Genomic DNA, 25,076 nt, shown 5'->3' with positions numbered 1-25,076 from the left:
CCAGTTAAAGAGGTTTGTAGACATGACCATGTGTCTGCTCATTGATGAAGACGGCCGCCCGCGGCAGTATCTGGAGCAGATGCTGTCGGGCCTTGGGCTTGAGACGTCGCTGACCAGCGGAACGGATGATGCGGTGCGCTTCTGCAACGACAATTCGCCGGACGTGGTCATGGTCTCCGCCCGCGCCAGCGGCGGTGCGCCGAAGGAATTCGTCAAGCGCCTGCGCCTCACGGCCAGGGGCAAGCCCCCGGTCGTCTTCCTCTTTGCCGATACGCCCGATACCGAGATGTTCGGGCAGACCATTCTCGAAGGCGCAGCCGACGTGCTGATGATGCCGTTTGACCGTGACCTGCTGCATTTCAAACTCCGCCAGGCGGGGATAGCCGTCTGAACCGCATTCTGCGAGACTGCGCGCGGCAACAGCCCGGCGGAACCGTCCGATGAATTACACCTCCCTGTGGATCCTGCTCTCCAGCGTCGCCATGCTGTGCCTGGGGCAGGGGCTCAACGGTTCGCTCGTCAGCCTCGCGGCGGATCAGTCGGGCTTCGGCACGGATGTGACGGGCTTCGTCATGGCCGGCTATTCGGCCGGCATGCTGCTCTCCACCTGGGTGGCCCCGCGGCTGGTGAAAAGTGTCGGCCACGAGCGCACCTTTGCAGGCCTCGCCTCCATCGTCTCCACCGCTGTTCTGCTGTTTCCGCTGTTTGTGGAGCCGGTATTCTGGTTCTTGTTGCGCGTCGTCGTCGGCCTCTGCGTCTCGGGCATGTATATCGTCTGCGAAAGCTGGCTCAACTCCGCCGCGTCCAACGAAAATCGCGGGCGCATGATGTCGCTCTACATGATCGTCACCTATGGCGCGCTGGGCCTCGGGCAATTGCTGCTCAACGTGTCGGACCCTTCGGGCTATGTCCGCTTCATCATCGTCTCGTGCCTCCTGTCCATGGCGCTCGTGCCGCTCACGCTCCTGCCGTCGGAGGCGCCGAACGTTGAAGGCGCGCGCACCATCGCCATCGCGGATATCTGGCGGGCCTCACCGCTCGCCGTCGTCGGCGTCATCGCCTGCGGCCTGGGGCAGAGCGCCTTCTTCGGCCTCGGCATCATCTTCGGCCTCGCCAAGGGCCTGCAAATCTACCAGGTTTCTCTGATGATGGCGCTGCCGCCCTTGGGCGTCATCCTCTCGCAGTATCCGATCGGCTGGGTGTCGGACCGGATCGACCGGCGCACCATCATCATGCTCCTGAGCCTGGTCTCGGCGGTCATTGCCGCCATCACGCTGGCAGGTGGCTATTATCTCTCGCGCCTTCTTCTGATCTCGCTCATCACCGCCTTCGGCGTGATCTCGCTGCCGATCTATTCGCTGGCTGTTGCCCACGCCAACGATCACCTGCGCAAGGACCAGGCTCTCGGCGCCTCGGCGAAGCTCGTGCTGCTCTACGGGATCGGCTCCATTCTAGGCCCCATCATCGCTGGCACCTTGATGCGCAATCTGGGCCATAACGGCTTCCTGATCTTCATGATCGTCGTCCACTCTGCACTTGCCATCGTGGCACTGTGGCGCAAATGGCGCAGCCCGGATTACCGCAAGGCCCAGGCCAAGGATGTGATGACCGTAAGCCCTATCTCCACCCCCGCCAACCCGCCGTTGCTGCAGGATTAGCGCGCGGTAAGGTCACCAGATCCGGTCCGTCACAAGCAAAGCGGGATGCCAGCCTTCGCTGGCATGACGGTGCGAGATTGAAACTGATCTCACTTGACCGCGCACCCGATTTACGCCCCATCCGTTCCGTCACCCCAGCGAAGGCTGGGGTCCCGCTGTCTGTCGGCATGCACGGCCAGCAAAGCGGGATGCCAGCCTTCGCTGGCATGACGGTGCGAGATTGAAACTGATCTCACTTGACCGCGCACCCGATTTACACCCCATCCATTCCGTCACCCCAGCGAAGGCTGGGGTCCCGCTGTCTGTCAGCATGCACGGCCAGCAAAGCGGGATGCCAGCCTGCGCTGGCATGACGGTGCGAGATTGAAACTGATCTCACTTGACCGCGCACCCGATTTACACCCCATCCATTCCGTCACCCCAGCGAAGGCTGGGGTCCCGCTGTCTGTCGGCATGCACGGCCAGCAAAGCGGGATGCCAGCCTGCGCTGGCATGACGGTGCGAGATTGAAACTGATCTCACTTGACCGCGCACCCGATTTACACCCCATCCATTCCGTCACCCCAGCGAAGGCTGGGGTCCCGCTGTCTGTCAGCATGCACGGCCAGCAAAGCGGGATGCCAGCCTTCGCTGGCATGACGGTGCGAGATTGAACCTGATCTCACTTGACCGCGCACCCGATTTACACCCCATCCATTCCGTCACCCCAGCGAAGGCTGGGGTCCCGCTGTCTGTCGGCATGCACGGCCAGCAAAGCGGGATGCCAGCCTACGCTGACATGACGGTGCGAGATTGAACCTGATCTCACTTGACCGCGCACCCGATTTACACCCCATCCATTCCGTCACCCCAGCGAAGGCTGGGGTCCCGCTTTGCGTCGGCACGTGCGGCAAGCAAAGCGGGATGCCAGCCTGCGCTGGCATGACGGTGAGAGCTGGAAGCACGCTGTTCTTCGTCATTTCGCCGCCCTCATGGTCAACGAAATATTAAACCTCCGATGAGACTGTGCGTGTGGAGATGACATACATGCAGAACGCCGCCACATCCGCCAAACAAGAACCGGGCCTCGGTCTCGACATTCAGATCTTCATGGATGTGATTTCGGGTGGTGGTGCTGAGCAGCGCATCAGTCTCGCGCGCCAGATTGCGGCATTCCTGTGCGATGCCGAAAACCCCCTGAGCGAGCGTGAGCAGGTGCTTCCCGTTGCCATGCGCCTGGTAGCGGATGAGAGCGCAGAGGTCCGCAAAGTTCTAAGCGAAGGCCTGAGCAAGCAGGCCGATCTCCACGCCGATCTCCTCTTCGCCATCGTCTCCCTGGAAGATGAGCTGGCACTTCCATTCCTCAGCCAGACGCCCGCTCTCACCCGCTGGCACATGCTGGCCGTCCTGCGCGCGGGCGATGAAGCGCGCCAGGCCATCGTGGCACTCCGGTCCGATATCACCGCGGAAGCGGTGGACTTCATCACCACCACACTCTCGCTTCCCGTGAATGCGCTGCTGCTGGAAAATACGGACGCGGTCATCAGGCCTGCAAATTACGACAAGCTCTATCTGCGCTTTTGCGACGAGAAGGTGATGCTTGATATCCTGCTCGCAAGGCCGGATCTGCCGCCGGTCATCCGCATCAATCAGGCCCGCAAGTCGGCTGGTAATCTGCATGCACTGGTGGCCAGCCGCGGTTGGCTCCCCGCATTCGAAACGGTGGAACTGGTGACCGATGCGGAGGAAGTCGCCATCATCCAGGTGCTCGCTGCGGCGAAGCCTGAAGATCTTCCCAAGGCCATCACCTATTTGATGGACAGCGAATTGCTGACGCCATCGCTGATCGTCCGTGCCGCATGCCTGGGCGCCATGACCGTTGTCGCGCAATGTTTCGCCATTCTCGCAGATGCGCCCCTGTGGCGCGTGCGCGAGCAGATGAATGGCAAGGGCAGCTTCAGATCGCTGCACGCCAAATGCGGCCTGCCGCAGACCTGCTACTGGACCCTCCGCGCCGCCTGCGATGTGGCACGTGACGAAGGCGATGCCGGCGTTCGTCTCTCACCCGATGACTTTGGCCGCAAACTGATCGAAACCCTGCTGACCCGTTATGAATCGATGCCGGTCCTCGAACAGCCCCGCAATCTGGACTTCGTCAGCCGCTTCGCCGCCGACACCGCCCGCCACCTCGCCAAGCGCCTGAAAGCCGACATCCAGCGCGCGGCGTAAATTCCCAATCGCTCCGTCACAACCCGAAACAGAATTTGGATCCCTGCCGTCGCTGGGATGACGGTCAAAGGGCTTCCTCTCTTCCCGTCACCCCAGCGCAGGCTGGGGTCCCGCTTCGGGCGGTGCGGCGTAGCGATGGCCTGAAATGAGTCTCCGCCGCGTTCCCGTTTCTCTCTTCCCGTCACCCCAGCGCAGGCTGGGGTCCCGCTTCGGGCGGTGCGGCGTTGCGGACGCTGGCCCCCTCAGAACCTGAACTGCTCCCTCAGCACGCGTTCCGCCAGGCTGTGGCCGGGGTCGAACAGGATGCGTGCCGCTCGGGTCTGGTCCTGGGCAATTTCCACCTCGCGCACGTGGCGCACTTCTACGTGGTCGGCCACCGCCGCCACCGGGCGCTTTTCGCCCTCGAGAATGCTGATCCCCACCTTGGCCTGATGCGGCAGGATCGCGCCGCGCCAGCCCCGGGGCCTGAAGGCGCTGATCGGCGTGAGAGCCAGAAGCTCGGAATTGATCGGCAGGATGGGCCCATGCGCCGAGAGATTATAGGCGGTGCTCCCTGCAGGTGTTGCCACCAGCACGCCGTCGCAGATCAGCTCATCAAGCCGTGTCCGGCCGTCGATGGCGATCTTCAGTTTCGCTGCCTGGTGCCGCTGGCGGAGAAGCGAGACTTCGTTGAAGGCAATGGCCCGGTGCGTCTGCCCGGTCTCGTCCACGGCCGTCATGCTCAACGGATGGATGGTGGTGAGTTCCGCTGCCTCCAGCCGCTCCTTCAGCGCCTCCTCGGCATAATCATTCATGAGAAAACCCACGGTACCGCGGTTCATGCCGTAGATCGGAATGCCGGTGGAGACGAAGCGGTGGAGCGCCTGCAGCATCAGCCCGTCGCCGCCGAGCGCCACCACGCAGTCGGCAACCGTCGGGTCCGCGTTGCCGTGCATGGCACTGAGCCGCAGCGCGGCCTCGCGCGCCTCGGGCGAGTCCGACGCGAGGAAGGCGATAGACTTGAATTTCATGCCGTTTTCATCGCGTTGACAGCTAAGGTGATTGCCTACATTGAAGGCAGCCTCCTTGGCAACCCTTGTGAAAGTTCAGAGCCTTGCCTGCGACCCGCGACATCGTCATGTGCACCACCTGCAAATTCTCAGCTCTGGAGAAGCTGGGCCCCGATGGCCGCACCGGCGGTGAGACGCTCATTGCCCACATGCGAGACGCGATTGCCGCGCGCGGATCTGACCTTCCCATCGCCACCCAGGCCTGCCTGTGGAACTGCAAGCGCCACTGCAGCGTGGTCCTGCGGGACGAAGCCCGCTTCACCTATTTCACCGGCGATCATGAGCCCACGCGCGAGCAGGCGGAGGCCATCCTGGACTGGTTTGCACTCCATGGCGGAAGCGAGAGCGGCGAGGTGTCCTTCCGGCAATGGCCGGACCGCATGCGCGGTCACTTCATCGCCCGCATTCCGGCGGCGCCCAAGCCGTGAGCCATGTCACCCTCGTCTTGGGCGGCGCCCGCTCCGGCAAGAGCCGCTTTGCCGAGAGCCTCGCGCCGGATCTGGGGGCCCCCCGCACCTATCTCGCCACCGCTGAGCCCTTTGACGAGGAGATGCGCCAGCGCATCGCCCGCCACCGGGAGCAGCGCGCAGGTGCCGGCTGGGTCACGGTGGAGGCACCGCTCGATCCTGCCAGCGTCATCCGCCAGGCCGCGGGTCTGGTGCTCATGGATTGCGTTACCGTCTGGCTCGGGAACCTGATGCACCATGGCCGCGATCTGGGGGCAGAGGTGGCGCAGTTTTGTGCAGCGCTTGAGGCCTGTACGGCACAGGTCATTCTCGTCTCGAATGAGGTCGGCCTCTCCATCGTGCCAGAGAATGCCATGGCCCGCCGCTTCCGGGATGAGCAGGGGCTCGCCAACCAGAGGTTGGCGGCGGTAGCGGAGAATGTCTACTTCATCGCCGCGGGGCTGCCTCTCAAACTCAAGTGAGAAGTGCTCCAAACAGTAACAAAAATGCTCCAAACAGCATCGCTTTTGACACCAGTTTCAACCCGTTTTTGATGTCTGCGCGGGTGATCAGATCACGTCCTTCGCCCATGTAGGGGAGGTCTACCGGTTCACCATTGTAGCTGCGCGGGCCGCCGAAACGCAGGCCCAGCGCCGCGGCCATGGCGGCTTCCGGCCAGCCGGCATTAGGGGATTGGTGCTTCGGCGCGTCACGCCGCATGATTTCGAAGATCTGTCGGAAATTGCGCGGGCCGGTGGCCGCGAAGAGGAGGCCGGTGAGGCGGGATGCGGGCAGGTTCACAGCATCGTCCAGCCTTGCAGAGGCCCATCCAAACCATTGATATTTCTCGGATTTGTGCCCGATCATGGAGTCCGCGGTGTTGATCGCCTTGTAGACGGCGATGCCGGGCAGGCCCAGCAGGGCGTACCACAGCACCGGGGCCACGATCCCGTCGGAGCTGTTCTCGGCCAGGCTTTCGAGGGCGGCCTTGGCGATGCCGGATTCGTCCAGCTGGCTGGGGTCGCGTCCCACAATCATGCTGACCGCCTGGCGGGCTTCTGGCAATGACCGCCCGAGCGCATCATAGACAGCAAGTACATGATCTTTCAGGGATTTCTGAGCAATCAAGCTGGTGGCCAGCAGCGCCTCGATGAGCCACCCGAGCGGCCAGTGCTCAAGCATCCGGGCAATGATCCAGCTGGGAATGAAGGCTGCTGCGATGAGCAGGAGGAGCGCGAAAGTGCCCCTGAGCCGGCCGTCTTGAGGGGCCACACGCGGCTTGTTAAGGTGTTGATCCAGAACAGTTATCAGTTTCCCTATCCACACCACGGGGTGGCTGATCCGGGCGAAGACGGGCTGTGGGTAGCCCACGAAACGCTCCACCAGCAGCGCCACGGCGGCGCGGCCGAAAACCATGACCGGCCAGTCGATCACAGCTCCCTCGCCAGAGACAGCAGATGGTCAAGGTCGAGGTGCGCTTCGAGATGCGCGGCAAGCCCGTCGAGCGTCCGCTCGATGGTCTCTTCGAAGCGCAGGTTACCAGACAGAATTCCGAGCGATTTCAGGAATTTGTAGCGGAAATCGTCAGCACTGAAGCAACCATGCAAGTAGCTTCCCATGACCTGGCCGGAGGGGCTGATGGCACCATCGGCGTGGCCGTCCAGCAGGGCGAAGGGCCGGGCGCAGGCGGGTCCGGTGGTTTTGCCGAGATGGATTTCATAGCCCTCCAGCACCGCCCCGGTGGGCACGTGCGTGCCGGAGATGCGGGTGAGGGTCTTGTCGGGGAGAAGGGTCGTCTCAACATCCAGCAGCCCCAGTCCTTCAAAACTTCCAAAGTTTCCTTCAAGTCCTTGAGGATCATGGATTTTCTGACCGAGCATCTGGTATCCGCCGCACAGGCCGAGGACCAGGCCGCCACGCCGGACATGGGCTTTCAGGTCAATGTCCCAGCCTTCGCGGCGCAGCGCGGCGAGGTCTGAAACCGTTGATTTTGAGCCAGGAATCACCACAAGTCGGCTGTCCGCGGGGATTGGTTCGCCGGGCTGGACAAAGCTGAGGGCCACCCCCGGCTCCATCCGCAGCGGGTCCAGATCGTCAAAATTGGCAATGCGGGGCAGACGGAGGACGGAGATTTTCGTTCCAGTGGAGGAGGTTACAAGAGTTTCCTCAAGGCTAACTGCATCTTCTGCGGGAAGATATCTCGCGTTGGGGAAGTATGGAATGACACCGAGGCAGGGCGTGCCCGTACGCCGCTCAAGGAAGGTTCGTCCTTCCGAAAACAGCTCAGGATCGCCATGGAACTTGTTGATCATAAATGCTTTTAGCCGTGTGCGATCTGGTGCTGAAATGATGTCGAACGTGCCCGCGATGGAGGCAATGACCCCGCCCCGGTGAATATCCCCGATCAACACCGCCGGAATGTCCACGGCCTCCGCAAACCCCATATTCGCAATGTCCCCATCGCGCAGATTGATCTCCCCCGGGCTGCCCGCACCTTCGACCAAAACCACGTCTGACTGCTGCGAAATGATGCGAAAACTGCTGATGCAGGAGCCCAGATATTGCGCCCTGTTGCGGAAATATTCCCGCGCCGTCATCGACCTCTGCCGTTGCCCCTGAACGATGACCTGCGCGCCAGTACTCGTCTCGGGCTTGAGCAGGATCGGGTTCATGTGAACCGACGGTTCCACACGCGCCGCCCGGGCCTGCAGCGCCTGCGCCCTGCCTATTTCCCCGCCATCGACCGTCACTGCCGCATTGTTGGACATGTTCTGCGGCTTGAACGGAGCAACCTTCAGCCCCCGATTGGCATAGGCCCGCGCCAACCCGGCGACGATGAGGGACTTCCCCACATCAGACCCCGTTCCCATGAACATAATGGCGCGGGTCACAGCGCCTCGCAGATGACGTGGGCGTAGGAGCCCATAACCCGGCCACGGCGGAGACCCATGGGTGCCAGACGTTCCCCCGTCGCATCGGCCGCGTCGAACAGAGGCTCGGCCGCGGATTGGGAAACGAGCGTGGAATAATGGAATTCATGGGCATTCAGCGGAGCAATCCAGGGGGCCGGGCTGAGGGGTGTGAGACGGCGGTAACCCAGGTGCAGCTTGCGGCTGGCGAAGCTGGTCACCACGGGCAACAGGCCTGCCATGGGATGGGTGATGCCCTCGGCATCCGTCAGGCTTTCGCCCAGGACCATATAACCTCCGCACTCACCATAGATGAGTCCCGGATGACCGCGCAGCCCGTCGAGGAACGTGGCATTGGCAGAGAGCTTCGCCGCATAGAGTTCGGGATAGCCGCCCGGTAAAAAGACCGAAAGTGCAGCGGGATCAGGCGCTTCATCCGCCAGCGGCGAGAAGAAGGACAAGCTCGCGCCCTGATTTCGCCAGCCATCGAGAAGATGGGGGTAGGCGAAGGAGAAGGCCTCATCCCGCGCCACGGCGATGGACTGGGCAAGGGGCTTCAGCAGCGCAGGGCCGGACTCCGTGTGCAACGGCGCCGCGAGATCGAGAATGCGGGCCAGCAGGTCCGGATGGTGCACGCGCCGCGCCGCGGCTTCGATGAAGCTTTCGAGGCCTGCCATTTCCTGCGCCTGGACGAGGCCCAGATGGCGGGAGGGCATAGCAAGCTCGTCATCGTTTCGCAGGGCGGCGATGACCCGTGACCCCAAGGCTTCACGCAGCAGATGCTCATGCCGCTCGCTGGCGATGCGGTTGAGGATGACGCCCGCGAGATGGACGTCACTGCGGTACGTCGCAAAGCCGTGGACGAGTGCTGCAGCGGACTGGGCCTGATGGCGGCAATCCAGCGTGAACAGAATGGGCAGACCCAGCAGCGCGGACAAATCCGCCGTGGAGCCCTTGGCACCACGCGGGCCATCGAACAGGCCCATGACGCCTTCGATGATGACAAGGTCCGACTCCGCTGCGAGGTCATGGGTTAGGGCGTTGATCTGCCCGGCACTCATTGCCCACGGGTCCAGATTGTAGCAGGGGCATCCGGTTGCGGCTTCATGGAAGCGCGGGTCGATATAGTCGGGGCCTACCTTGGCAGAGGCGACGCGGAGACCGCTGTTGCGAAAGGCCCGCAGCAGACCCAGCGTGACCAAAGTCTTGCCGCTGCCGGAGGAGGGGGCCGCGACGAGAATGGCCTTAGCCAACCGGATTCTCCCGCAAGGGCCCCTTGTACCAGTCAAGCAGCGTGCGCCAATCGGCGGCGCGGCCGACGACCACGATGGCGGGCGTCGGCGGCTCTTTCTGCGCCACGAAATCCCCCGCCTGGCCCAGAGTGGTGGAGGCCACTTGCTGATGCGGCATGGAGGCGTTGGAAACGACGGTCACGGGATCATCCGCGGTTCGCCCGCCTGCCATCAACGCGGCCGCGATTTCTCCCAGATGCTTCACCGCCATGTACATGACGATGACGGGGGAGGCCAGTGCAACAGCACCCCAATTGACATTGGCGGGCATGTTGCCGGTCGCGTCATGACCCGTCAGGAAGATCACCGAATGGTTGGTGTCCCGATGGGTGGCTGGCATGCCGGCATAGGCGAGCCCGCCGATCCCCGCGGTGATGCCGGGAACGATGCGGAAGGGAATGGCGGCCTCGGCCAGGTGCTGGCACTCTTCCCCGCCGCGGCCGAACATGAACGGGTCCCCGCCTTTGAGCCTGAGCACGCGCTTTCCCGACCGCGCCAGATCGATGAGGCGGAGTGTTATGTTCTTTTGCGTGGGCGAAGGCTTGCCGCCGCGCTTTCCCGCATATTCAAGCTCGGCACCCACTTTCACCCAGCGCAAAATATCCGGATTCACCAGCGCGTCATAGACGACCACGTCACAGGTCTGGAGCGCGTGGTAGCACATGAGCGACATGAGGCCGGGAGCGCCAGGGCCTGCGCCCACGAGCCAGACCCAGCCCGGTTCGAAGCTGGGGAACGCCTCGGCATCCAGCCGTGCGAAGCCCGTCTCCTGCTCTCCGGAGCTCACCCAGTCACCGATCCTTTTCGTTGGTCCAAGTCCCATGGCAGCCTTATACAGTGGGCCGATGCGAAGAGAGAAGCCCGAAGGCGAGTTAAGGCGCGGCTGGACCACGGGCGCATGCGCAACGGCGGCAGTGAAGGCAGCATTTGCGGCATTGCGCACAGGCGAATTCCCCGACCCGGTGATGATTACACTGCCCAAAGGCGAGACGCCCGCCTTCCCTTTGGCGCTGGAAGAGAGGGGTGAGGGCTGGGCACGGGCGGGAATCATCAAGGATGCAGGCGATGACCCGGACGTGACCCATGGCTGCACGGTGGTGGCCACGGTTCGCGAAGGGGGAGAGGGCATTCGCTTCAAGGCGGGGCCGGGGGTTGGCATGGTGACCAAGGCCGGGCTTCCCATTGCACCCGGTGAGCCCGCCATCAATCCCGTTCCACGGCAGATGATGGCGCAGGTGATAGCCGAGCTTGGCGGCGACGGCGTGGAAATCGAAATTTCGATTCCGGGGGGCGAGGCATTGGCCCTGAAAACCTGGAACCCGCGGCTCGGCATTGTAGGCGGGCTTTCGATACTGGGAACAACGGGAATCGTGAACCCCTTCTCCTGCGCGGCGTGGATTGCCTCCATCCACCGCGGCATCGATGTGGCGCGTGCCATGGGGCTTTCCCATGTTGCGGGCTGCACCGGGTCCACCTCTGAAGATGCAGTGCAGGCGCATTATGGATTGCCGCTGGAGGCCATGCTGGACATGGGGGATTTCGCCGGAGGCCTTCTGAAATATCTCCGCACCCACCCGGTGCCGCGTGTGACCATCGGCGGCGGTTTCGGCAAGATTAGCAAGCTGGCGCAGGGGGCACTGGACCTTCATTCGGGGCGGTCGCAAGTGGACATGGACTGGCTGGCGAAAGCTTGCCCGGAATTGCCTTGCGAGAAGGTGCTCGCCGCCAACACGGCACAGGAGGTGCTGGAAATGGCGCAGGGGCTGGGACTGGCCCAGCGCGTGGCGGATGCGGGGCTCAAGACGGTGCGCGAAGTGCTGAAGGAGGCACCGGTCCACGCGGATGTGATCATCGTTTCCCGGCAGGGGGAGATTCTGGCGCGTGCGGGGTAGGGTGTTGACGAGGTTTGAGGGGTGGATTTGGGATTCAGACTTACCCCCACTCGCCATTTCGGGGGCCGAAGGGGAATTGCGTGCCCGTTCTCGTGGCTCTGTTGCTGTGGCACCATACTCTTCTCCCAACGCGTGGCGACGGGAGACGGGAAACCCGGATGCGCCCGTCTCGTGCGCAGGTGCCGGGACTGAGGCGGGGAGGCTCCACCTTGCAGACTAACCGGGTTCTGATCCTTGGCGGCACGGGGGACGCGCGGGGGATTGCGGCGGAGTTGGTGGGCGCAGGCCGGGATGTGATCACGTCACTTGCGGGGGTGACAGAACAGCCGCTCTGGCCTGCGGGAGAGGTGCGGCGCGGCGGGTTTGGCGGGGTTGAGGGGCTGCGGCAGTTTCTGGTGGAAGAGGGAATTGCGCTGGTGATCGATGCCACGCATCCTTTCGCGGCGCGCATGTCTGCTCAGGCGGTTGAGGCTTGCGCGGGTGAGAATGTCCCACTGTTGCGCTTCGAACGGCCCGCATGGAAGGTGGAGGCGGGCGACCGGTGGATATCAGCTTCATCCATCGGCGAGGCGGCGCTGCTGCTGCCACCAAATGCGCGAGTGTTTCTCACCATTGGGCGGACGGAGCTGGCGCAGTTCTTTGCAAGGAGCGACCTCTCCGGCGTTGCGCGCATGATCGAGCCGCCGCCCATGGATGTGCCGCCCCAGTGGGAGGTTCTGCGGCAGCGCCCGCCCTTTGCCGAGGCGTCCGAAGCGGAGCTGTTGGTGCGGCATGGGATCAGCCATGTCGTCTCAAAGAATGCGGGAGGCGATGCGACGGAAGCGAAGCTTACGGCGGCCCGGCGGCTTGGCCTTCAGGTTGTGATGATTGGGCGGCCCGCGAAGCCTGCGGCACCCCGTTTTTCGGCCAGGGCAGATCTCATCCGGCATGTGGAGCGGCTGCTTTCTCCTTGACCTGATACTCGTTTTCCGATTGTTTTGCGTCTTGCAGTTGGGGACTCGCTCGCCTCAAGGATGCTAAAGTTTCGACGGCAGGTACGGCACGGCGGTGCCGATGGTCAAAAAGAGGAACATCGATGAAGAACAAGCTCATATCCCTGATGCTCGGCGTGGCCGCAAGCATGGCCCTTGCTGGAGCGGCGGGCGCTGGCACGATGGACGACGTTCGCCAGAACGGCTTCGTGCAGTGCGGCGTGAGCCAGGGGCTGATGGGCTTCTCGATCCCCGATGACAAGAACAACTGGACCGGCATGGATGTGGATTTCTGCCGCGCCCTTGCCGCCGTGGTGCTGGGTGATGCGACCAAGGTGAAGTTCACGCCGCTGACCGCGAAGGAGCGCTTCACGGCGCTGCAATCCGGCGAGATCGACATTCTTTCGCGCAACACCACCTGGACGATGAGCCGCGATACGTCGCTCGGCCTGAAGTTCGCAGGCATCATGTATTATGATGGCCAGGGCTTCATCGTGAACAAGAAGAAGTTCCCCAATATCAAGTCCGCGACGGAGCTGGCGGGCGCCACCATCTGCACCCAGTCCGGAACGACGACGGAACTGAACATTGCGGACTACTTCAAGTCCCACAAGCTGGACTACAAGCTGCTGACCTTCGACAAGAACGATGAGGCGATCAGCGCCTATCAGGACGGACGCTGCGATGCATATTCGACGGATCAGTCCGGACTTTATGCCCAGAAGCTGAAATTCGCGGCACCAGACGACCATGTGGTGCTGCCCGAGATCATCTCCAAGGAGCCGCTGGGGCCCGTCGTGCGCCAGGGTGACGACGCCTGGTTCAATGTCGTGAAGTGGACCTATTTTGCCCTCGTCAACGCCGAAGAACTCGGCATCACCTCCCAGAATGTCGAAGAGCTGAAGAAGACCTCGACCGACCCGGAAGTGCAGCGCTTGCTGGGCGTTCCCAATGCCGATGGGACCACGGCCGGCTTCGGCACGGGCCTCGGCATCGATGAAAGCTGGGCCGAGAATGCCATCAAGCAGGTGGGCAATTACGGCGAGATCTTCGACCGCAACATCGGTGAGGGTTCGCCCCTCAAGATCGCCCGCGGCAAGAATGCGCTGTGGAAGAATGGCGGCCTGCAATACGCTCCGCCTGTCCGCTGAGGGCGCGCCACAGTTCGGGACCCGGTTCGCGAGAGCCGGGTTTTGCCGTTTTGGGCTGTGAGGCGGGCCAGTCATGAGCCTTTCCGGAGCGGCACGGCCAAGGAGCCGCAGCATGTGGAACAATCCACGGCTGCGCGGCCCGATGGCGCAAGCGCTGCTGCTGCTTTTCCTCGGGCTGCTGATCTCGGACCTCGCCTATAACACGGTGCAGAATCTGGCGAGCCGCCACATCGTGTCCGGCTGGGAATTCCTGTGGCGGAAGGCGGGCTTCGAGATCTCCTTCTCGCTCATCCCCTATTCGGGCGAGCAGAATTATGCCCGGGCCCTGCTGGTGGGGCTTCTCAACACACTGTCGGTTTCGATCTGCGGAATTGTGCTGGCAACGGTTCTGGGGCTGCTGATCGGGGTGATGCGGCTCTCCCGCAACTGGCTCGCCGCGCGCATGGCCGCACTCTACATCGAGGTGATGCGCAACGTGCCGCTGCTGCTGCAGCTCTTCATCTGGTACAAGCTGGTGCTGAAGCCCTTGCCCGATGTGCGTGACGCCATCACCTGGGGCGGCATGGCGCTGTCCAACAAGGGACTTGCCGTGCCAGCGCCCGAATTCGGGCAGGGAGCCTGGGCGCTGCCGGCGGGCCTTGCCATCGCCCTCGCGATTACGCTCATTCTCCGGCAGTGGTCCGCTGCACGGCAGGTGGCGACGGGTGCGCATTTTCCGCTACTGCCTGTGGCGGCGGGGCTGGTGATCGTTCTGCCGCTCCTGTGCTTCGCGCTGGCCGGATGGCCGGTGAACTTCAACTTTCCGGTGGCCGGAAATTTCGGCTTCCGTGGCGGGGCAACGCTAGTGCCGGAGTTCATGGCACTGGTGCTGGCGCTCTCGATCTATACCGCAGCCTTCATTGCGGAAGCAGTGCGGGCGGGGATTGAGGCGGTGGCCAGGGGCCAGTCCGAGGCGGCGGTGGCGCTGGGCTTTCAACCGTCGCTCGCGATGCGCCTCATCGTGCTGCCGCAGGCAATGCGCGTCATCATTCCGCCGCTCACCAACCAGTATCTGAACCTGACCAAGAACTCTTCGCTGGCCGTCGCCATCGGCTATCCGGACCTCGTCTCGACCGGGGGCACGATCATTGGCCAGACAGGGCAGGCGATCGAGGTGGTGCTGGTATGGATGGGTGTCTATCTTTTCCTGAGCCTTTTGACCTCAGCCTTCATGAACTGGTTCAACACCAGGAACCGGCTGGTGGAGCGATGACGTCTCCCGCCACCGCCTATGTGCGCACCGCCGATGCGCCGTTGCTGCCGCCGCCGCGGGGGACCGTGGGGGCCATCGGCTGGCTCAGGCAGAACCTGTTCTCGAGCATCGGGAATTCGCTTCTCACGGTGGCGATCAGCCTGTTCCTCGGGCTGATCGCATGGACGATCCTGGACTGGGCCGTGATCCGCGCGGTCTGGACGGGGGTTGACCGTGAAAGCTGCGTGGTGCCCGGCGCGGGAGCCTGCTGGCCCTTCGTCTGGACCAAGTTCCCGCAGTGGCTGTTCGGCTTCTATCCCTTCGAAGAACGCTGGCGGCCGGTGCTCGCCTTCCTGATCGGCGGTGCGGCGCTCATTCCCATGATGATCCCGGCGGTGGGGGGAAAGCGCTGGAACGGGCTGTTCCTCATCTTCATCTACCCAGTGATCGCGTTCATATTGCTGCGCGGAGGGCTGGGCCTTCCGCCAGTGCCCACCACCGACTGGGGCGGATTGCTGGTGACGATTGCCGTCGCCGTGACGGGGATTGCCGTGTCACTCCCTTTAGGCGTGCTGCTCGCGCTGGGCCGAAGGTCCAGGCTCCCGGTGGTAAGGCTCTCCTCCGTCATCTTCATCGAGACATGGCGTGGCGTGCCGCTCGTCACTGTCCTGTTCATGGCGAGTGTGATGCTGCCGCTGTTTCTCGCACCCGGATCGAGCGTCGACAAGCTGCTGCGCGCCGTGGTCGGGATCTCGCTGTTCGCGGCGGCCTATGTGGCCGAGGCGGTGCGAGGGGGCCTGCAGGCCGTCGGGCGCGGCCAGCATGAAGGAGCTGCCGCCCTGGGGTTGAAGCCCTGGCAGGCGACAGCCAAGATCGTGCTGCCGCAGGCGCTGCGGATTTCCATTCCCAATCTCGTTGGCATCTTCATCGGCCTGTTCAAGGATACGACGCTGGTGCTGGTGGTGGGCATTTATGATTTCCTCGGCATCATCGGCGCGGGAACGCAAGATGCCAGATGGGCCGGGCCACAAACGGCGAACACCGGCTATTTCACCGCGGCCATCGTCTATTTCGTCTTCTGTTTCGCGATGTCCCGCTATGCCGCCTTCACCGAGCGCCGCCTGGGCGCCGCACGGAGGGCCTAAAGCCATGCGCGAGACCGCAATCCGCTTCGACAGCGTCAACAAATGGTTCGGCGCCTATCACGTTCTCCGCTTCATCGATCTTGAGGTGTTCCGCGGCGAGCGCATCGTGATTTGCGGGCCGTCTGGTTCCGGAAAATCGACGCTGATCCGCTGCATCAACCGGCTTGAAGTGCATCAGGAAGGCCGGATCACCGTGCTCGGCCGCGAGATTGACGATGACCTCCGGAACATCGAGGAGGTGCGGCGCGAAGTGGGCATGGTGTTCCAGCACTTCAACCTGTTCCCGCATCTGACCGTTCTCGAGAACTGCACGCTCGCCCCCATCTGGGTGCGGAAGATGCCGAAGCGCCAGGCGGAGGAGACGGCGATGCGCTTTCTCACCCGCGTCAAGATCCCCGAACAGGCGGAGAAATATCCGGGCCAGCTTTCAGGCGGCCAGCAGCAGCGCGTGGCCATCGCGCGCGCGCTGTGCATGAACCCGAAGATCATGCTGTTCGACGAACCGACCTCCGCCCTTGACCCCGAGATGGTGAAGGAGGTGTTGGACACCATGGTGAGCCTCGCGGAGGAGGGCATGACCATGCTGGTGGTCACTCATGAAATGGGCTTTGCGCGCCAGGTGGCGGACCGGGTGATCTTCATGGATCAGGGCCAGATCGTGGAGATGAACGCGCCGGAGCCGTTCTTCTCCGATCCGCAGAACGAACGCACGCGGTTGTTCCTGAGCCAGATACTGCGCTAGACTCCCGATCCAAGACGGAGGAATCGGCATGATGAAGCGTGTTCTCGCAGGCGCGGCCCTGCTTTTGGGGCTGGCGGGCGGCGTTCAGGCGGCAACGTTGGGCGAGGTGAAGACGCGCGGCCACCTGACCTGCGGCGTCAACGCAAACCTGCCCGGATTTGCCGCCAAGGGGGAGGACGGCAGCTGGGCCGGCTTCGACGTCGACTATTGCCGCGCCATTGCCGCGGCCGTGCTGGGTGATCCGGCCAAAGTCACTTTCGTGCCGCTCAGCGCCCAGGCGCGCTTTGATGCCCTGAAGAACGGCGACGTTGATGTTCTGGCCCGCAACACCACCTGGAACATGGAGCGCGAGACGAAACTGCCGCTGCGCTTTGCAGGCATTTCCTATCATGATGGGCAGGGCTTCATCGTGAAGAAGCTGCTGGGCGTCACCTCCGTGCTGCAGCTCTCGGGCGCTGCGATCTGCTTCCAGACGGGAACGACAAGCGAAACCAATGTGGAGGATTTCTTCCGAGAGAAGGAAATGACCTTCATGCCCGTGCGCTTCGACAAGTTGGACGACCTGATCAAGGCCTTCGACGAGGGAAAATGCGACACCTTCACGACGGATATGTCCTTCCTCTATGCCGTGCGCCTGCGGCTGGCAAAACCTGAGGACGCCATCGTGCTGCAGGACGTGATCTCGAAGGAGCCTTTGGGCCCCGCCATCCGCCAGGGCGACGAGCAATGGTTCAACATCACGCGCTGGACGCTGTTCGCCCTCATCAACGCCGAGGAGCTGGGCGTCACCGCCGCCAATGCGGACGACCTCAAGTCCCATTCGAAAAACGCCGCGATCCGCGCCCTTCTGGGCGTTGAGGGAAGCACAGGCCCGGAGATGGGCCTCGACGCTGACTGGGCCACCCGCGCCATCAAGGCCACGGGAAACTACGGTGAAATTTTCGACCGCAACTTAGGCCCCAACACGCCCCTCCAGATCAACCGCGGCATCAACGCGCTGTGGAACGCGGGAGGCCTGATGTATGCGCCGCCGTTAAGGTGAGGGATCGGCACTAAGCAAACCTCGGTTCTTTAAATCTTTCAATCGATTACAGCTATTATGATCAGTTATTTGTTGAAAGAAAATTTTTATTAATCTAAGCGGAACCGGTTGTTTGCATAACCGGACCGCTATGACCTCGACAGGCATACTTGAACTCATCTGCCACACCGATGTACTTATCGTAGGAGCCGGATTTTATGGCGCAACACTAGCAGAGCGGCTTGCATCTGAGGCGGGCAAGCGTGTCCTATTGATCGACCAGCGGACCCATATCGGTGGCAATGCGCACACACGCATTGACCAGGAGACAGGAATTGAAGTGCACAGTTATGGCGCACACCTGTTCCATACGTCCAATCCCCGAGTTTGGGACTACATAAGACGTTTTTCGGATTTCACCAGTTACCAGCACCGGGTGTTCACCAGCCATGCCGGAAAGGTATATCCAATGCCGATAAATCTCGGCACAATCTGCCAGTATTTCGGAAAGCAATTTTCGCCGGCAGAGGCGCGCGAGCTTGTTGCGTGCCAGGCGGCGGAGCTGGCCGGCGGCAATCCAAGAAATCTCGAGGAGAAAGCAATTTCCCTCATTGGACGCCCGCTCTACGAAGCGTTTATCCGCGGTTACACCGCTAAGCAATGGCAGACAGACCCGCGTGACCTGCCGGAGAACATCATCAACAGGCTTCCAGTCCGCTATGATTTTAATAATCGCTATTTCAGCGATCCCTATGAGGGCTTGCCGACGGCCGGGTTCACCGCCGTGTTTGAGCGCATGCTCGCACATCCGAACATTTCAGTGCATCTCGGCGTCGATTATTTTACTCTGAAGCCGCTGCTGCCGCAGGCACTTAAAACGATTTATACCGGTCCAATCGACCGATATTTCGATTATGCCGAGGGCGATCTCGGATGGCGAACCATCGATTTTTCATGGGAAGTTCACAACGAAGGTGATTTCCAAGGAACTGCTGTGATGAATTATGCGGACGAAGACACTCCGTGGACGCGCATTATCGAGTTCAGGCATCTTTACCCCGAGCGCGACTATCAAATGGAGAAGACGGTTACCGCAAAGGAGTTTTCGCGCTTCGCACGCCGCGGCGAGGAGCCCTATTATCCCATCGACACTCCCGCCGACCGCCAGACCTACCGCCGTTATCGGGACAGAGCGGTAGCCGAAAGAAACGTCCATTTCGGCGGGAGGCTCGGCACATACAGATACTGGGACATGCATCAAGCAATTGGTGCCGCCCTGAAGGCATTCGAAACTGAAATATCCGATATGATGAGGGTTCAATGAACGTCGAAGTTGATCGTTCTGGATTGCTGCGGAGTTCGGCACCCGCCACAGAGAGCGCGGTCTTCGCCGAAAGAGCCGAGCACTCAAAGGGGGAAGTGTGGTATGCCTCCTTCGAGGCCCTCGACGACTGGGGAAGCGGCCTGGCGACCTACTGCAGGCAGGTCATAAGGGCTGCCGAAGTCGCAGGGCGCCCGATCCGGCTCTTCCAAATTGCCAGGGGTAAAACAGCCATTAGCCGCACGAAGCGTGATTGTGTCACCCACGTTTTCGTTCCCGATGCAACGCTGCCGGAGATGACCGCATTCGGATACCGGATGAATCTTTCATGGCAATTCGCCGAGGCCGTTTGCCAGGAGATCGACAGATCCGGTGCACCAAGGAGCATCGAAGTTCCCGACGGTTTTGCACTGGGCTATTTTCTGTTGCAGCGCAAACTTGTGGGCGATCCCCGCCTCAAGAACGTTCCTGTGTTGATCTGTGCGCATACCCCGGTAGGAATCATTGACCAATGGAACGGTGGAGACGTCTACGCGTTGCCCAACTGGTGGGTGTACCGCGCAGAAAAATGGTGCTGCAAGGCGGCCGACGGCATCATCACAATGTCTTCCCTTGTCGAAGGTTTGATGCGTGAACGTGGCTATATCGACGTTGATCAGGCAGTGAGCCGAAGCGCCTATCCGTTCCTGGTTAATCAAACCACGCGTGAGGCAAGGAACAGCACGGGCGAGCTCAAGATCGGCATGGCGTCCCGTATGGTAGATTGGAAAGGCTTGCGCGAGGCTCTGACACTCGTGCGGGCCACCGAGACTGCGGGACAGTCACTCGTTTTGGAGCTGTGCGGCGAAGTCACCTCCGACTTCGCCCACGCCAAGCGGGATTTCGCGGATGTCTTCTCGAGTGGTCGTGCTGTTTACCTCGGAAATCTGACAGGTGCAGAACTGAACTCCAAACGGAGGGAATGGGACTGCCAGATACACCCTTCGCAGTTCGACAATTATCCATTCTCGGTTCTCGAGTCGCTCGCAAGCGGGCTGCCGTGCCTCATTTCTCAAGGGAATGGCATTTCGGAAGTACTGACAGGACGGTTGCGCGAGCTTCTCGTCTGCGACTTCAAGAATCCGGCGGACGTTCTGGACAAGCTCAGAAATGTTACGGAAGCCGCGCAGCTTCTACGAAATGCGGAATTGCCGGTGCTCGACTCGAGGAGTTACTTCAAGACGCGCGACAGTTTCGTCGCTGAGATTTTGGAAACGCAAAGGGCAAGAGCGCTGTTCCCATTTGTCAGCGCCGAGCAGGCCAAGGCGGATCTGATACCGAAGCAGCCGGTTCCGTCGAGTCCAAGCGGGGCGCGGCTGACTGTCGTCATTCCCTATTACAATCTCGGGACCTATCTTCGGAGCTGTGTCGAGTCGATTTTGCGGAGCACGATCAAAGCAGATATCATCATCGTCAATGACGGTTCAACGGACAGGCCCTCGATAAAGGCTCTTGAACCATACCGCCGGCACGAACGCGTGCGCGTGCTCGACGTGAAAAACGGCGGCGTCGCGCGCGCCAGGAATGTCGGTGTGGAAGAGGCAGCAACGGAATTTGTCGCCTTGTTGGATGCGGACGACACTGTTGAACCTAGCTACTACGCGAAGGCACTGCACGTCCTAGACACTTATGACAATGTTGGCTTCGTTGGGTGCTGGTCGAATGACTTTGAAGACGAATCTGGCGCAACGATCCGGTATTGGCCGACCTACAACGCTGAACCGGTTCCCAATATCGTTTCAAACAATACCAATTGCCAGGCGCTGATATACCGGCGGAGCCTGTATCTTGAAGCAGGCCGACATGACCCGATGCTGCGGATGTTCCTTGATGATTGGGATGGCATGCTGGGCATGCTGGAGGGTGGTTACTTTGGTGTGATGTTGCCGGAGCCACTATTCAATTACCGGCAGCGGCCGGGTTCAGTATTCCGCTCCAACTTTGGACTGTGGAAGGCCAATTTTGCTTCCATCATGCGGAAGCGGCATCTGCTGCTCGAAAGGAATGCATCCGAGGCGCTCTTGTTCAGCAATGCAAACGGACCAAACCACACCTTCCATTTGCTCGGCCACACGACTGCCGTGAATGTTGAGCATCATCACTATTCTGCCCCCGTTTCAAAAATGAAGGGTCGTCTGGTGAAGCTCTGGGAGGCACTACCTCGCTCTGTTCAGAAGAGGATTGAGCCTTTCGCGGATTACATAGACAGCATAACGCGCTAAAGCGTCCAAACGTGAGATGCCCAGAAATTGATTGCCCGTAGAGGCTGTTAAGTCGGAATATCCGGAGACGGAGTGGTCTGCATTAAAGAGGGCCGGGCGAACTGCGCATAAGCCGCTGCCGACGTTTGGACGAACTCCTCACTGATCCTGGTAATAAGAACTTCCTGCTGCCCATTCCACAGATGGAACAGGTAGGATCTTTCCAAGCTCTTCATGTATGGGGCTGAATCCTCCGCCAGGAGAATGCGGTGAAGATCGGTCCACAGCGGATAGAAGAACACATTCTCGTCGAGAACCTGAATGCTGTCGGGAGATTTGCGCGCGAGCATTTCGGGCAGCTTAACGGAGTGGAAATCCCACAGATAATCACGGCCTTGGGAATGGAAATAGCAGTAGTGCCGTAGCCATTTCTTGACGAAGCGGCTGCCCGGTGCCGCCAGCATCGCGGCGTTGCAAAGGCCGCCCCGGCCGCCGCCGGGCTCCGCCTGTGCCGCCATCACGAACTGAGCCTGCCGCAAGTCTTCGAAGGATTTTACTGTGAGCGTGTCCAAGTCGAGATAGGCGCCTCCGATGTGCTTCAGCGCCAGCAGGCGGACGATGTCCGCCCGGTGGGCGTTGTGGCTCAGCTTAGCTAGCCCGTATCTGCAGAAAAACGGGATTTGGTTGAGGCGGACGATCTTCTTTGCGGCGTTCCAGTGCTCTCCCTGCGGTTCACGATGATAGTGAAACAGAAGAGTCCAGCCTGGGTTATGGTAGGCGGCAGACTTCAGCGCGACCAATGCGTAATAGGGGAAATTGTAAGTTTCCTCTGAAAGGTATACGAAGTGGATAATCTTCGGAACCCCATCGATTTTCTTCCCCGCCATTCGGGACATTGAGAACTCGATTTGAGAGATCGTTTCACGCTCTGCAACATAACTGATTGGGTGGGCAAGGGCGTCGACTAGATTATCCAGGAAGTGTGCGAAAGATCTGACGTCTATCTGGCGCTGTCTTGAAAGAGGGCGCCCGATGACGCCCCATATTTCGTCGACAATCCCAGCCATCTATCGCCCAATTGAATTTTGCAGAACGGCGAAAGCGGACGTCTCCGGCACACGTGTCCAGCCTGAAACAGTGCCTCGCTTCACGCTCCCCCCTCAGCCACCGCCACATCCGGATTTCCGCCCCATTCTGTCCACGACCCATCATAAAGTGCGTGGTCCCGTGCGCCGGTCACGGTGAGGGCGAGGGTGAGGATGGCGGCGGTGATGCCGGAGCCGCAAGTTGTGATGACGGGGTGGGAGAGGTCGATGCCTGCGGCCTGGAAGACTTGCACCAGGGCTTCGGGGGATTTGAGCGTGCCGTCCGGGTTGAGGAGGGTGGCGTAATGGACGTTCCTGGCGCCGGGCATGTGGCCGGCGCGAACGCCTGGGCGGGGCTCCGGTTCTTCGCCGCGGAAGCGGGTGGGGGAGCGGGCGTCAGCCAGCTGGGCAGAGCCCTGGGCCAGCGCGGCGGCGACATCCTTCATGTCCTTCACCAGGAGACCACGGTAGCGGGCGGTGAAGTGGCGCTCCTGCGGGCGGCGGGCGGGGCCTTCCTCGATGGCGCGGGATTCGGCCAGCCATTTCTTCAGGCCGCCGTCCAGCACGGCCACGTCCTCATGGCCGAACACCTTGAACATCCACCAGCAGCGGGCGGCGGAAAACAACCCGGTGGAATCATAGGCGATGACACGCTTGCCATCGCCTATGCCGAGCTTCCGCATGCGGGAGGAGAATTTTTCAGGAACCGGCAGCATATGGGGAAGCACGGACGACGTGTCCGAGTTTTCATCGATATCGAAGAACTGGGCGCCGGGGATATGCGCGGCGCGGAACTCCTCGGCCGCGTTGCGCTTGGTGGCGGGCATGTGCCAGGAGGCATCGAGGATAGCGATGTCCGGCGAGTTCAGATGCTTGTCTAGCCAGTCCGTCGAGACGAGATCATTGCTCATTGAAACACCACGCGGATGCGGCGGTTGATCTTGCCCTTGTTCTCGATCTTCGAGATCGCGACCGGACCGATTGCGGCGGTCGAGGAGAGATGGGTGCCGCCGCAGGGCTGGAGATCGACCTTGCCATCCTCCCCGATCATGACGAGGCGCACACGGCCCGTTCCCATGGGCGGCTTCACAGACATGGTGCGGATCAAATGCTGGTTCGCCGCCATTTCCTCATCGGTGATCCAGCGGAAGGAGACTGGGTGATCTTCAGCGATCAGGCGGTTCAAGGTGGCGGTAAGCTCCGCCTTGTCCGGGATCTGGCCTTCGGGGATATCGAAATCGATGCGTCCGCCATCCTCGCCGATGGCGCCCCCTGTGACGGGGAAGGGCACGGAGGCGCAGAGCAGGTGCATGAGCGTGTGGGCGCGCATGTTGCGATGGCGGTTCTCCCAATCCAGCTCCGCCGTGACGGTGGCGCCCACGGCAGGCAGCGTCTGCCCTTCAGCGGGCACGTGGACCACGTCCTTCTCCGCGTCATAGACGGTGGTGGCGATGGCGATTTCTCCACCCTCCCAGCGGATGATGCCCTTGTCCCCTGGCTGGCCGCCAGCCGTTGCATAGAACACCGTGCGGTCGAGCAGGATACCGCCCTTGTCCGTGACGGCGGTGACCTTGGCCTCGTTTGATGTCAGATAGGCATCTTCCCGGAAGAGCAGTTGTGCCGTCACGCCGGGACCTCTTCGCGGACGTCCGGCACCTGGGGCACTTTCTCCAGCCAGGCGGGCACGGGCAGGTTCTTCTCCCGCAGGAACGCGGGGTTGAAGAGCTTCGAGGCATATCGCGTGCCATAGTCGCAGAGGATGGTCACGATGGTGTGGCCAGGACCCAAAGCCTTTGCCATGCGGATGGCGCCGGCGACGTTCACCCCCGTGGAGCCGCCCATGCACAGGCCTTCATGCTCGAGGAGATCGAATGCGATGGGGATCGCCTCGGAATCCGGGATCTGGAACGCATCATCGACGACGGCACCTTCGAGATTGGCGGTGATGCGCCCCTGGCCGATGCCTTCGGTAATGGACGAGCCCTCGGATTTGAGCTCTCCATGCTTGTAGTAATTGTAGAGGGCCGCGCCCATCGGGTCCGCCAGGGCGATCTTGATGTTGGGGTTCCGGGATTTGAGCCCCATGGAGACGCCCGCGAGTGTTCCGCCCGAGCCCACGGCGGCGACGAAAGCATCGACCTTGCCATCCGTCTGATTCCAGATTTCAGGCGCAGTGCCTTCAATGTGGGCCATGCGGTTGGCCGTATTGTCGAACTGGTTGGCCCAGACGGCTCCCATGGCCTTGGCGAGGCGGCCTGAATATTTCACGTAGTTGTTCGGATTCTTGTAGGGCACGGCGGGAATTTCCACGAGCTCTGCGCCAAGCTGGCGCAGTGCGTCCTTCTTCTCTTGGCTCTGGGTATTGGGGATGACGATGACCGAGCGGAAACCCATGGCATTGGCGACCACGGTCAGACCGATGCCGGTATTGCCGGCGGTGCCTTCGACGATGGTTCCGCCGGGCTTCAGCTCACCCCGGGCGATGGCATCCCGGATGATGAAAAGGGCGGCGCGGTCCTTGACGGACTGGCCCGGATTCATGAATTCGGCCTTGCCGAGAATGGTGCAGCCCGTGAGCTCTGAAGCCTTGCGGAGCTTGATCAGCGGCGTGTTGCCGATGGCGGCGATAACGTCTTGCTTGATATCCATGCGCTAGTGATGCCCCAGCAGGCGGATTCCGTCAAATCATGTGGAAATATGTGAACCGTGGAACCG

22 protein-coding genes and 1 pseudogene are annotated in these 25,076 nt (G+C 61.6%); 14 read left to right on the top strand and 9 right to left on the bottom strand.

Features of this window, described 5'->3' with window-relative positions:
- Window positions 1-22 precede the first annotated feature (22 nt).
- From ACO06F_RS03095 to ACO06F_RS03085, 3 genes are all read left to right on the top strand, one after another.
- Window positions 23-391, top strand: a complete 369-nt coding sequence (locus ACO06F_RS03095; protein WP_421695232.1) for a hypothetical protein — start codon at window positions 23-25, stop codon at window positions 389-391.
- Between the two features lie 49 nt (window positions 392-440).
- Window positions 441-1,658 (top strand): MFS transporter, encoded by a 1,218-nt coding sequence (locus ACO06F_RS03090; RefSeq protein ID WP_421695231.1) that lies wholly within the window; start codon window positions 441-443, stop codon window positions 1,656-1,658.
- 1,026 nt (window positions 1,659-2,684) lie between these two features.
- Entirely contained in the window at window positions 2,685-3,866 is a 1,182-nt protein-coding gene (locus tag ACO06F_RS03085; protein WP_421695230.1) for a DUF2336 domain-containing protein, read from the top strand.
- 242 nt (window positions 3,867-4,108) lie between these two features.
- Here ACO06F_RS03085 and ACO06F_RS03080 read toward each other — a convergent pair whose 3' ends face one another.
- Window positions 4,109-4,876: an NAD kinase gene (locus ACO06F_RS03080; RefSeq protein WP_421695229.1), complete on the bottom strand. Its 768-nt coding sequence runs from the start codon at window positions 4,874-4,876 to the stop codon at window positions 4,109-4,111.
- A gap of 83 nt (window positions 4,877-4,959) precedes the next feature.
- On the opposite strand from ACO06F_RS03080, the gene ACO06F_RS03075 reads away from it, so the two are divergent.
- Together ACO06F_RS03075 and cobU are read left to right on the top strand one after the other, a co-directional pair.
- The gene (locus tag ACO06F_RS03075) at window positions 4,960-5,343 is read left to right on the top strand and encodes a DUF1636 family protein (RefSeq protein ID WP_421695228.1); all 384 of its coding nucleotides are present in this window, start codon (window positions 4,960-4,962) and stop codon (window positions 5,341-5,343) included.
- Complete coding sequence (cobU, locus tag ACO06F_RS03070; RefSeq protein ID WP_421695227.1) at window positions 5,340-5,843, top strand: bifunctional adenosylcobinamide kinase/adenosylcobinamide-phosphate guanylyltransferase; 504 nt, start codon at window positions 5,340-5,342, stop codon at window positions 5,841-5,843. The genes ACO06F_RS03075 and cobU overlap by 4 nt, the downstream gene beginning before the upstream one ends.
- Here the strand turns inward: cobU and cbiB are convergent.
- From cbiB to cobA, 4 genes are read right to left on the bottom strand one after another with little or no spacing between them, the layout of a single operon-like run.
- Window positions 5,836-6,777 carry an adenosylcobinamide-phosphate synthase CbiB gene (cbiB, locus tag ACO06F_RS03065; protein WP_421696609.1) on the bottom strand — a complete coding sequence of 314 codons (942 nt, stop codon included), beginning with the start codon at window positions 6,775-6,777 and terminating at the stop codon, window positions 5,836-5,838. The two genes, cobU and cbiB, sit on opposite strands and share 8 nt — an antisense overlap.
- Before the next feature lie 14 nt (window positions 6,778-6,791).
- The gene (locus ACO06F_RS03060; RefSeq protein ID WP_421695226.1) at window positions 6,792-8,252 is read right to left on the bottom strand and encodes a cobyric acid synthase; all 1,461 of its coding nucleotides are present in this window, start codon (window positions 8,250-8,252) and stop codon (window positions 6,792-6,794) included.
- Entirely contained in the window at window positions 8,249-9,523 is a 1,275-nt protein-coding gene (locus tag ACO06F_RS03055) for a cobyrinate a,c-diamide synthase (protein WP_421695225.1), read from the bottom strand. Before ACO06F_RS03055 ends, ACO06F_RS03060 begins: the two co-directional genes overlap by 4 nt.
- Entirely contained in the window at window positions 9,516-10,385 is an 870-nt protein-coding gene (cobA, locus tag ACO06F_RS03050; RefSeq protein ID WP_421695224.1) for a uroporphyrinogen-III C-methyltransferase, read from the bottom strand. The genes ACO06F_RS03055 and cobA overlap by 8 nt, the downstream gene beginning before the upstream one ends.
- Between cobA and ACO06F_RS03045 the strand changes: the two genes are divergently transcribed.
- The 9 genes and pseudogenes from ACO06F_RS03045 (at window position 10,384) to ACO06F_RS03005 (ending at window position 21,297) form a co-directional block, all read left to right on the top strand.
- Window positions 10,384-11,454 (top strand): cobalt-precorrin-5B (C(1))-methyltransferase, encoded by a 1,071-nt coding sequence (locus ACO06F_RS03045; RefSeq protein ID WP_421695223.1) that lies wholly within the window; start codon window positions 10,384-10,386, stop codon window positions 11,452-11,454. The genes cobA and ACO06F_RS03045 overlap by 2 nt on opposite strands.
- A 209-nt stretch (window positions 11,455-11,663) precedes the next feature.
- Window positions 11,664-12,407, top strand: a complete 744-nt coding sequence (locus tag ACO06F_RS03040; RefSeq protein ID WP_421695222.1) for a cobalt-precorrin-6A reductase — start codon at window positions 11,664-11,666, stop codon at window positions 12,405-12,407.
- A 122-nt stretch (window positions 12,408-12,529) separates the two neighbouring features.
- Complete coding sequence (locus ACO06F_RS03035; protein WP_421695221.1) at window positions 12,530-13,576, top strand: amino acid ABC transporter substrate-binding protein; 1,047 nt, start codon at window positions 12,530-12,532, stop codon at window positions 13,574-13,576.
- A gap of 112 nt (window positions 13,577-13,688) precedes the next feature.
- The gene (locus ACO06F_RS03030) at window positions 13,689-14,828 is read left to right on the top strand and encodes an amino acid ABC transporter permease (RefSeq protein WP_421695220.1); all 1,140 of its coding nucleotides are present in this window, start codon (window positions 13,689-13,691) and stop codon (window positions 14,826-14,828) included.
- A complete protein-coding gene (locus ACO06F_RS03025) occupies window positions 14,825-15,952 on the top strand; it encodes an amino acid ABC transporter permease (RefSeq protein ID WP_421695219.1) in 1,128 nt (375 codons plus the stop codon). The genes ACO06F_RS03030 and ACO06F_RS03025 overlap by 4 nt, the downstream gene beginning before the upstream one ends.
- A 34-nt stretch (window positions 15,953-15,986) precedes the next feature.
- Window positions 15,987-16,694, top strand: a pseudogene (locus ACO06F_RS03020) (amino acid ABC transporter ATP-binding protein); the annotation flags it as partial.
- 28 nt (window positions 16,695-16,722) lie between these two features.
- Window positions 16,723-17,736, top strand: coding sequence for an amino acid ABC transporter substrate-binding protein (locus tag ACO06F_RS03015; RefSeq protein WP_421695218.1), 1,014 nt, complete (start codon window positions 16,723-16,725; stop codon window positions 17,734-17,736).
- A 130-nt stretch (window positions 17,737-17,866) separates the two neighbouring features.
- Window positions 17,867-19,039, top strand: coding sequence for a UDP-galactopyranose mutase (gene glf, locus ACO06F_RS03010; protein ID WP_421695217.1), 1,173 nt, complete (start codon window positions 17,867-17,869; stop codon window positions 19,037-19,039).
- A complete protein-coding gene (locus ACO06F_RS03005) occupies window positions 19,036-21,297 on the top strand; it encodes a glycosyltransferase (protein WP_421695216.1) in 2,262 nt (753 codons plus the stop codon). The genes glf and ACO06F_RS03005 overlap by 4 nt, the downstream gene beginning before the upstream one ends.
- Before the next feature lie 47 nt (window positions 21,298-21,344).
- On the opposite strand, the gene ACO06F_RS03000 is transcribed toward ACO06F_RS03005, so the two are convergent.
- From ACO06F_RS03000 to ACO06F_RS02985, 4 genes are all read right to left on the bottom strand, one after another.
- Window positions 21,345-22,343: a glycosyltransferase gene (locus ACO06F_RS03000; RefSeq protein ID WP_421695215.1), complete on the bottom strand. Its 999-nt coding sequence runs from the start codon at window positions 22,341-22,343 to the stop codon at window positions 21,345-21,347.
- 80 nt (window positions 22,344-22,423) lie between these two features.
- Complete coding sequence (gene sseA, locus ACO06F_RS02995; protein WP_421695214.1) at window positions 22,424-23,272, bottom strand: 3-mercaptopyruvate sulfurtransferase; 849 nt, start codon at window positions 23,270-23,272, stop codon at window positions 22,424-22,426.
- A complete protein-coding gene (locus ACO06F_RS02990) occupies window positions 23,269-23,988 on the bottom strand; it encodes an alanyl-tRNA editing protein (protein WP_421695213.1) in 720 nt (239 codons plus the stop codon). The genes sseA and ACO06F_RS02990 overlap by 4 nt, the downstream gene beginning before the upstream one ends.
- The gene (locus ACO06F_RS02985) at window positions 23,985-25,010 is read right to left on the bottom strand and encodes a cysteine synthase A (protein WP_421695212.1); all 1,026 of its coding nucleotides are present in this window, start codon (window positions 25,008-25,010) and stop codon (window positions 23,985-23,987) included. The genes ACO06F_RS02990 and ACO06F_RS02985 overlap by 4 nt, the downstream gene beginning before the upstream one ends.
- Between the last annotated feature and the right edge of the window lie 66 nt (window positions 25,011-25,076).

The organism is Aestuariivirga sp. (assembly GCF_965227715.1).
Lineage (GTDB): Bacteria > Pseudomonadota > Alphaproteobacteria > Rhizobiales > Aestuariivirgaceae > Aestuariivirga.
The sequence above is the reverse complement of the archived record's forward strand: the minus strand, read 5'-3'. Positions and strand labels throughout refer to the sequence as shown.

Excerpts from the sequence above, each read along its gene's own strand:
- ACO06F_RS02985 (WP_421695212.1), bottom strand. The coding sequence starts at position 25,010 with ATGGATATCAAGCAAGACGTTATCGCCGCCATCGGCAACACGCCGCTG.
- ACO06F_RS03000 (WP_421695215.1), bottom strand. The coding sequence starts at position 22,343 with ATGGCTGGGATTGTCGACGAAATATGGGGCGTCATCGGGCGCCCTCTT.
- ACO06F_RS03085 (WP_421695230.1), top strand. The coding sequence starts at position 2,685 with ATGCAGAACGCCGCCACATCCGCCAAACAAGAACCGGGCCTCGGTCTC.
- ACO06F_RS03015 (WP_421695218.1), top strand. The coding sequence starts at position 16,723 with ATGATGAAGCGTGTTCTCGCAGGCGCGGCCCTGCTTTTGGGGCTGGCG.
- ACO06F_RS03080 (WP_421695229.1), bottom strand. The coding sequence starts at position 4,876 with ATGAAATTCAAGTCTATCGCCTTCCTCGCGTCGGACTCGCCCGAGGCG.
- cbiB (WP_421696609.1), bottom strand. The coding sequence starts at position 6,777 with ATGGTTTTCGGCCGCGCCGCCGTGGCGCTGCTGGTGGAGCGTTTCGTG.
- ACO06F_RS03030 (WP_421695220.1), top strand. The coding sequence starts at position 13,689 with ATGTGGAACAATCCACGGCTGCGCGGCCCGATGGCGCAAGCGCTGCTG.
- ACO06F_RS03025 (WP_421695219.1), top strand. The coding sequence starts at position 14,825 with ATGACGTCTCCCGCCACCGCCTATGTGCGCACCGCCGATGCGCCGTTG.
- ACO06F_RS03045 (WP_421695223.1), top strand. The coding sequence starts at position 10,384 with ATGGCAGCCTTATACAGTGGGCCGATGCGAAGAGAGAAGCCCGAAGGC.
- sseA (WP_421695214.1), bottom strand. The coding sequence starts at position 23,272 with ATGAGCAATGATCTCGTCTCGACGGACTGGCTAGACAAGCATCTGAAC.
- cobA (WP_421695224.1), bottom strand. The coding sequence starts at position 10,385 with ATGGGACTTGGACCAACGAAAAGGATCGGTGACTGGGTGAGCTCCGGA.
- ACO06F_RS03090 (WP_421695231.1), top strand. The coding sequence starts at position 441 with ATGAATTACACCTCCCTGTGGATCCTGCTCTCCAGCGTCGCCATGCTG.
- ACO06F_RS03095 (WP_421695232.1), top strand. The coding sequence starts at position 23 with ATGACCATGTGTCTGCTCATTGATGAAGACGGCCGCCCGCGGCAGTAT.
- glf (WP_421695217.1), top strand. The coding sequence starts at position 17,867 with ATGACCTCGACAGGCATACTTGAACTCATCTGCCACACCGATGTACTT.
- ACO06F_RS03005 (WP_421695216.1), top strand. The coding sequence starts at position 19,036 with ATGAACGTCGAAGTTGATCGTTCTGGATTGCTGCGGAGTTCGGCACCC.
- ACO06F_RS03035 (WP_421695221.1), top strand. The coding sequence starts at position 12,530 with ATGAAGAACAAGCTCATATCCCTGATGCTCGGCGTGGCCGCAAGCATG.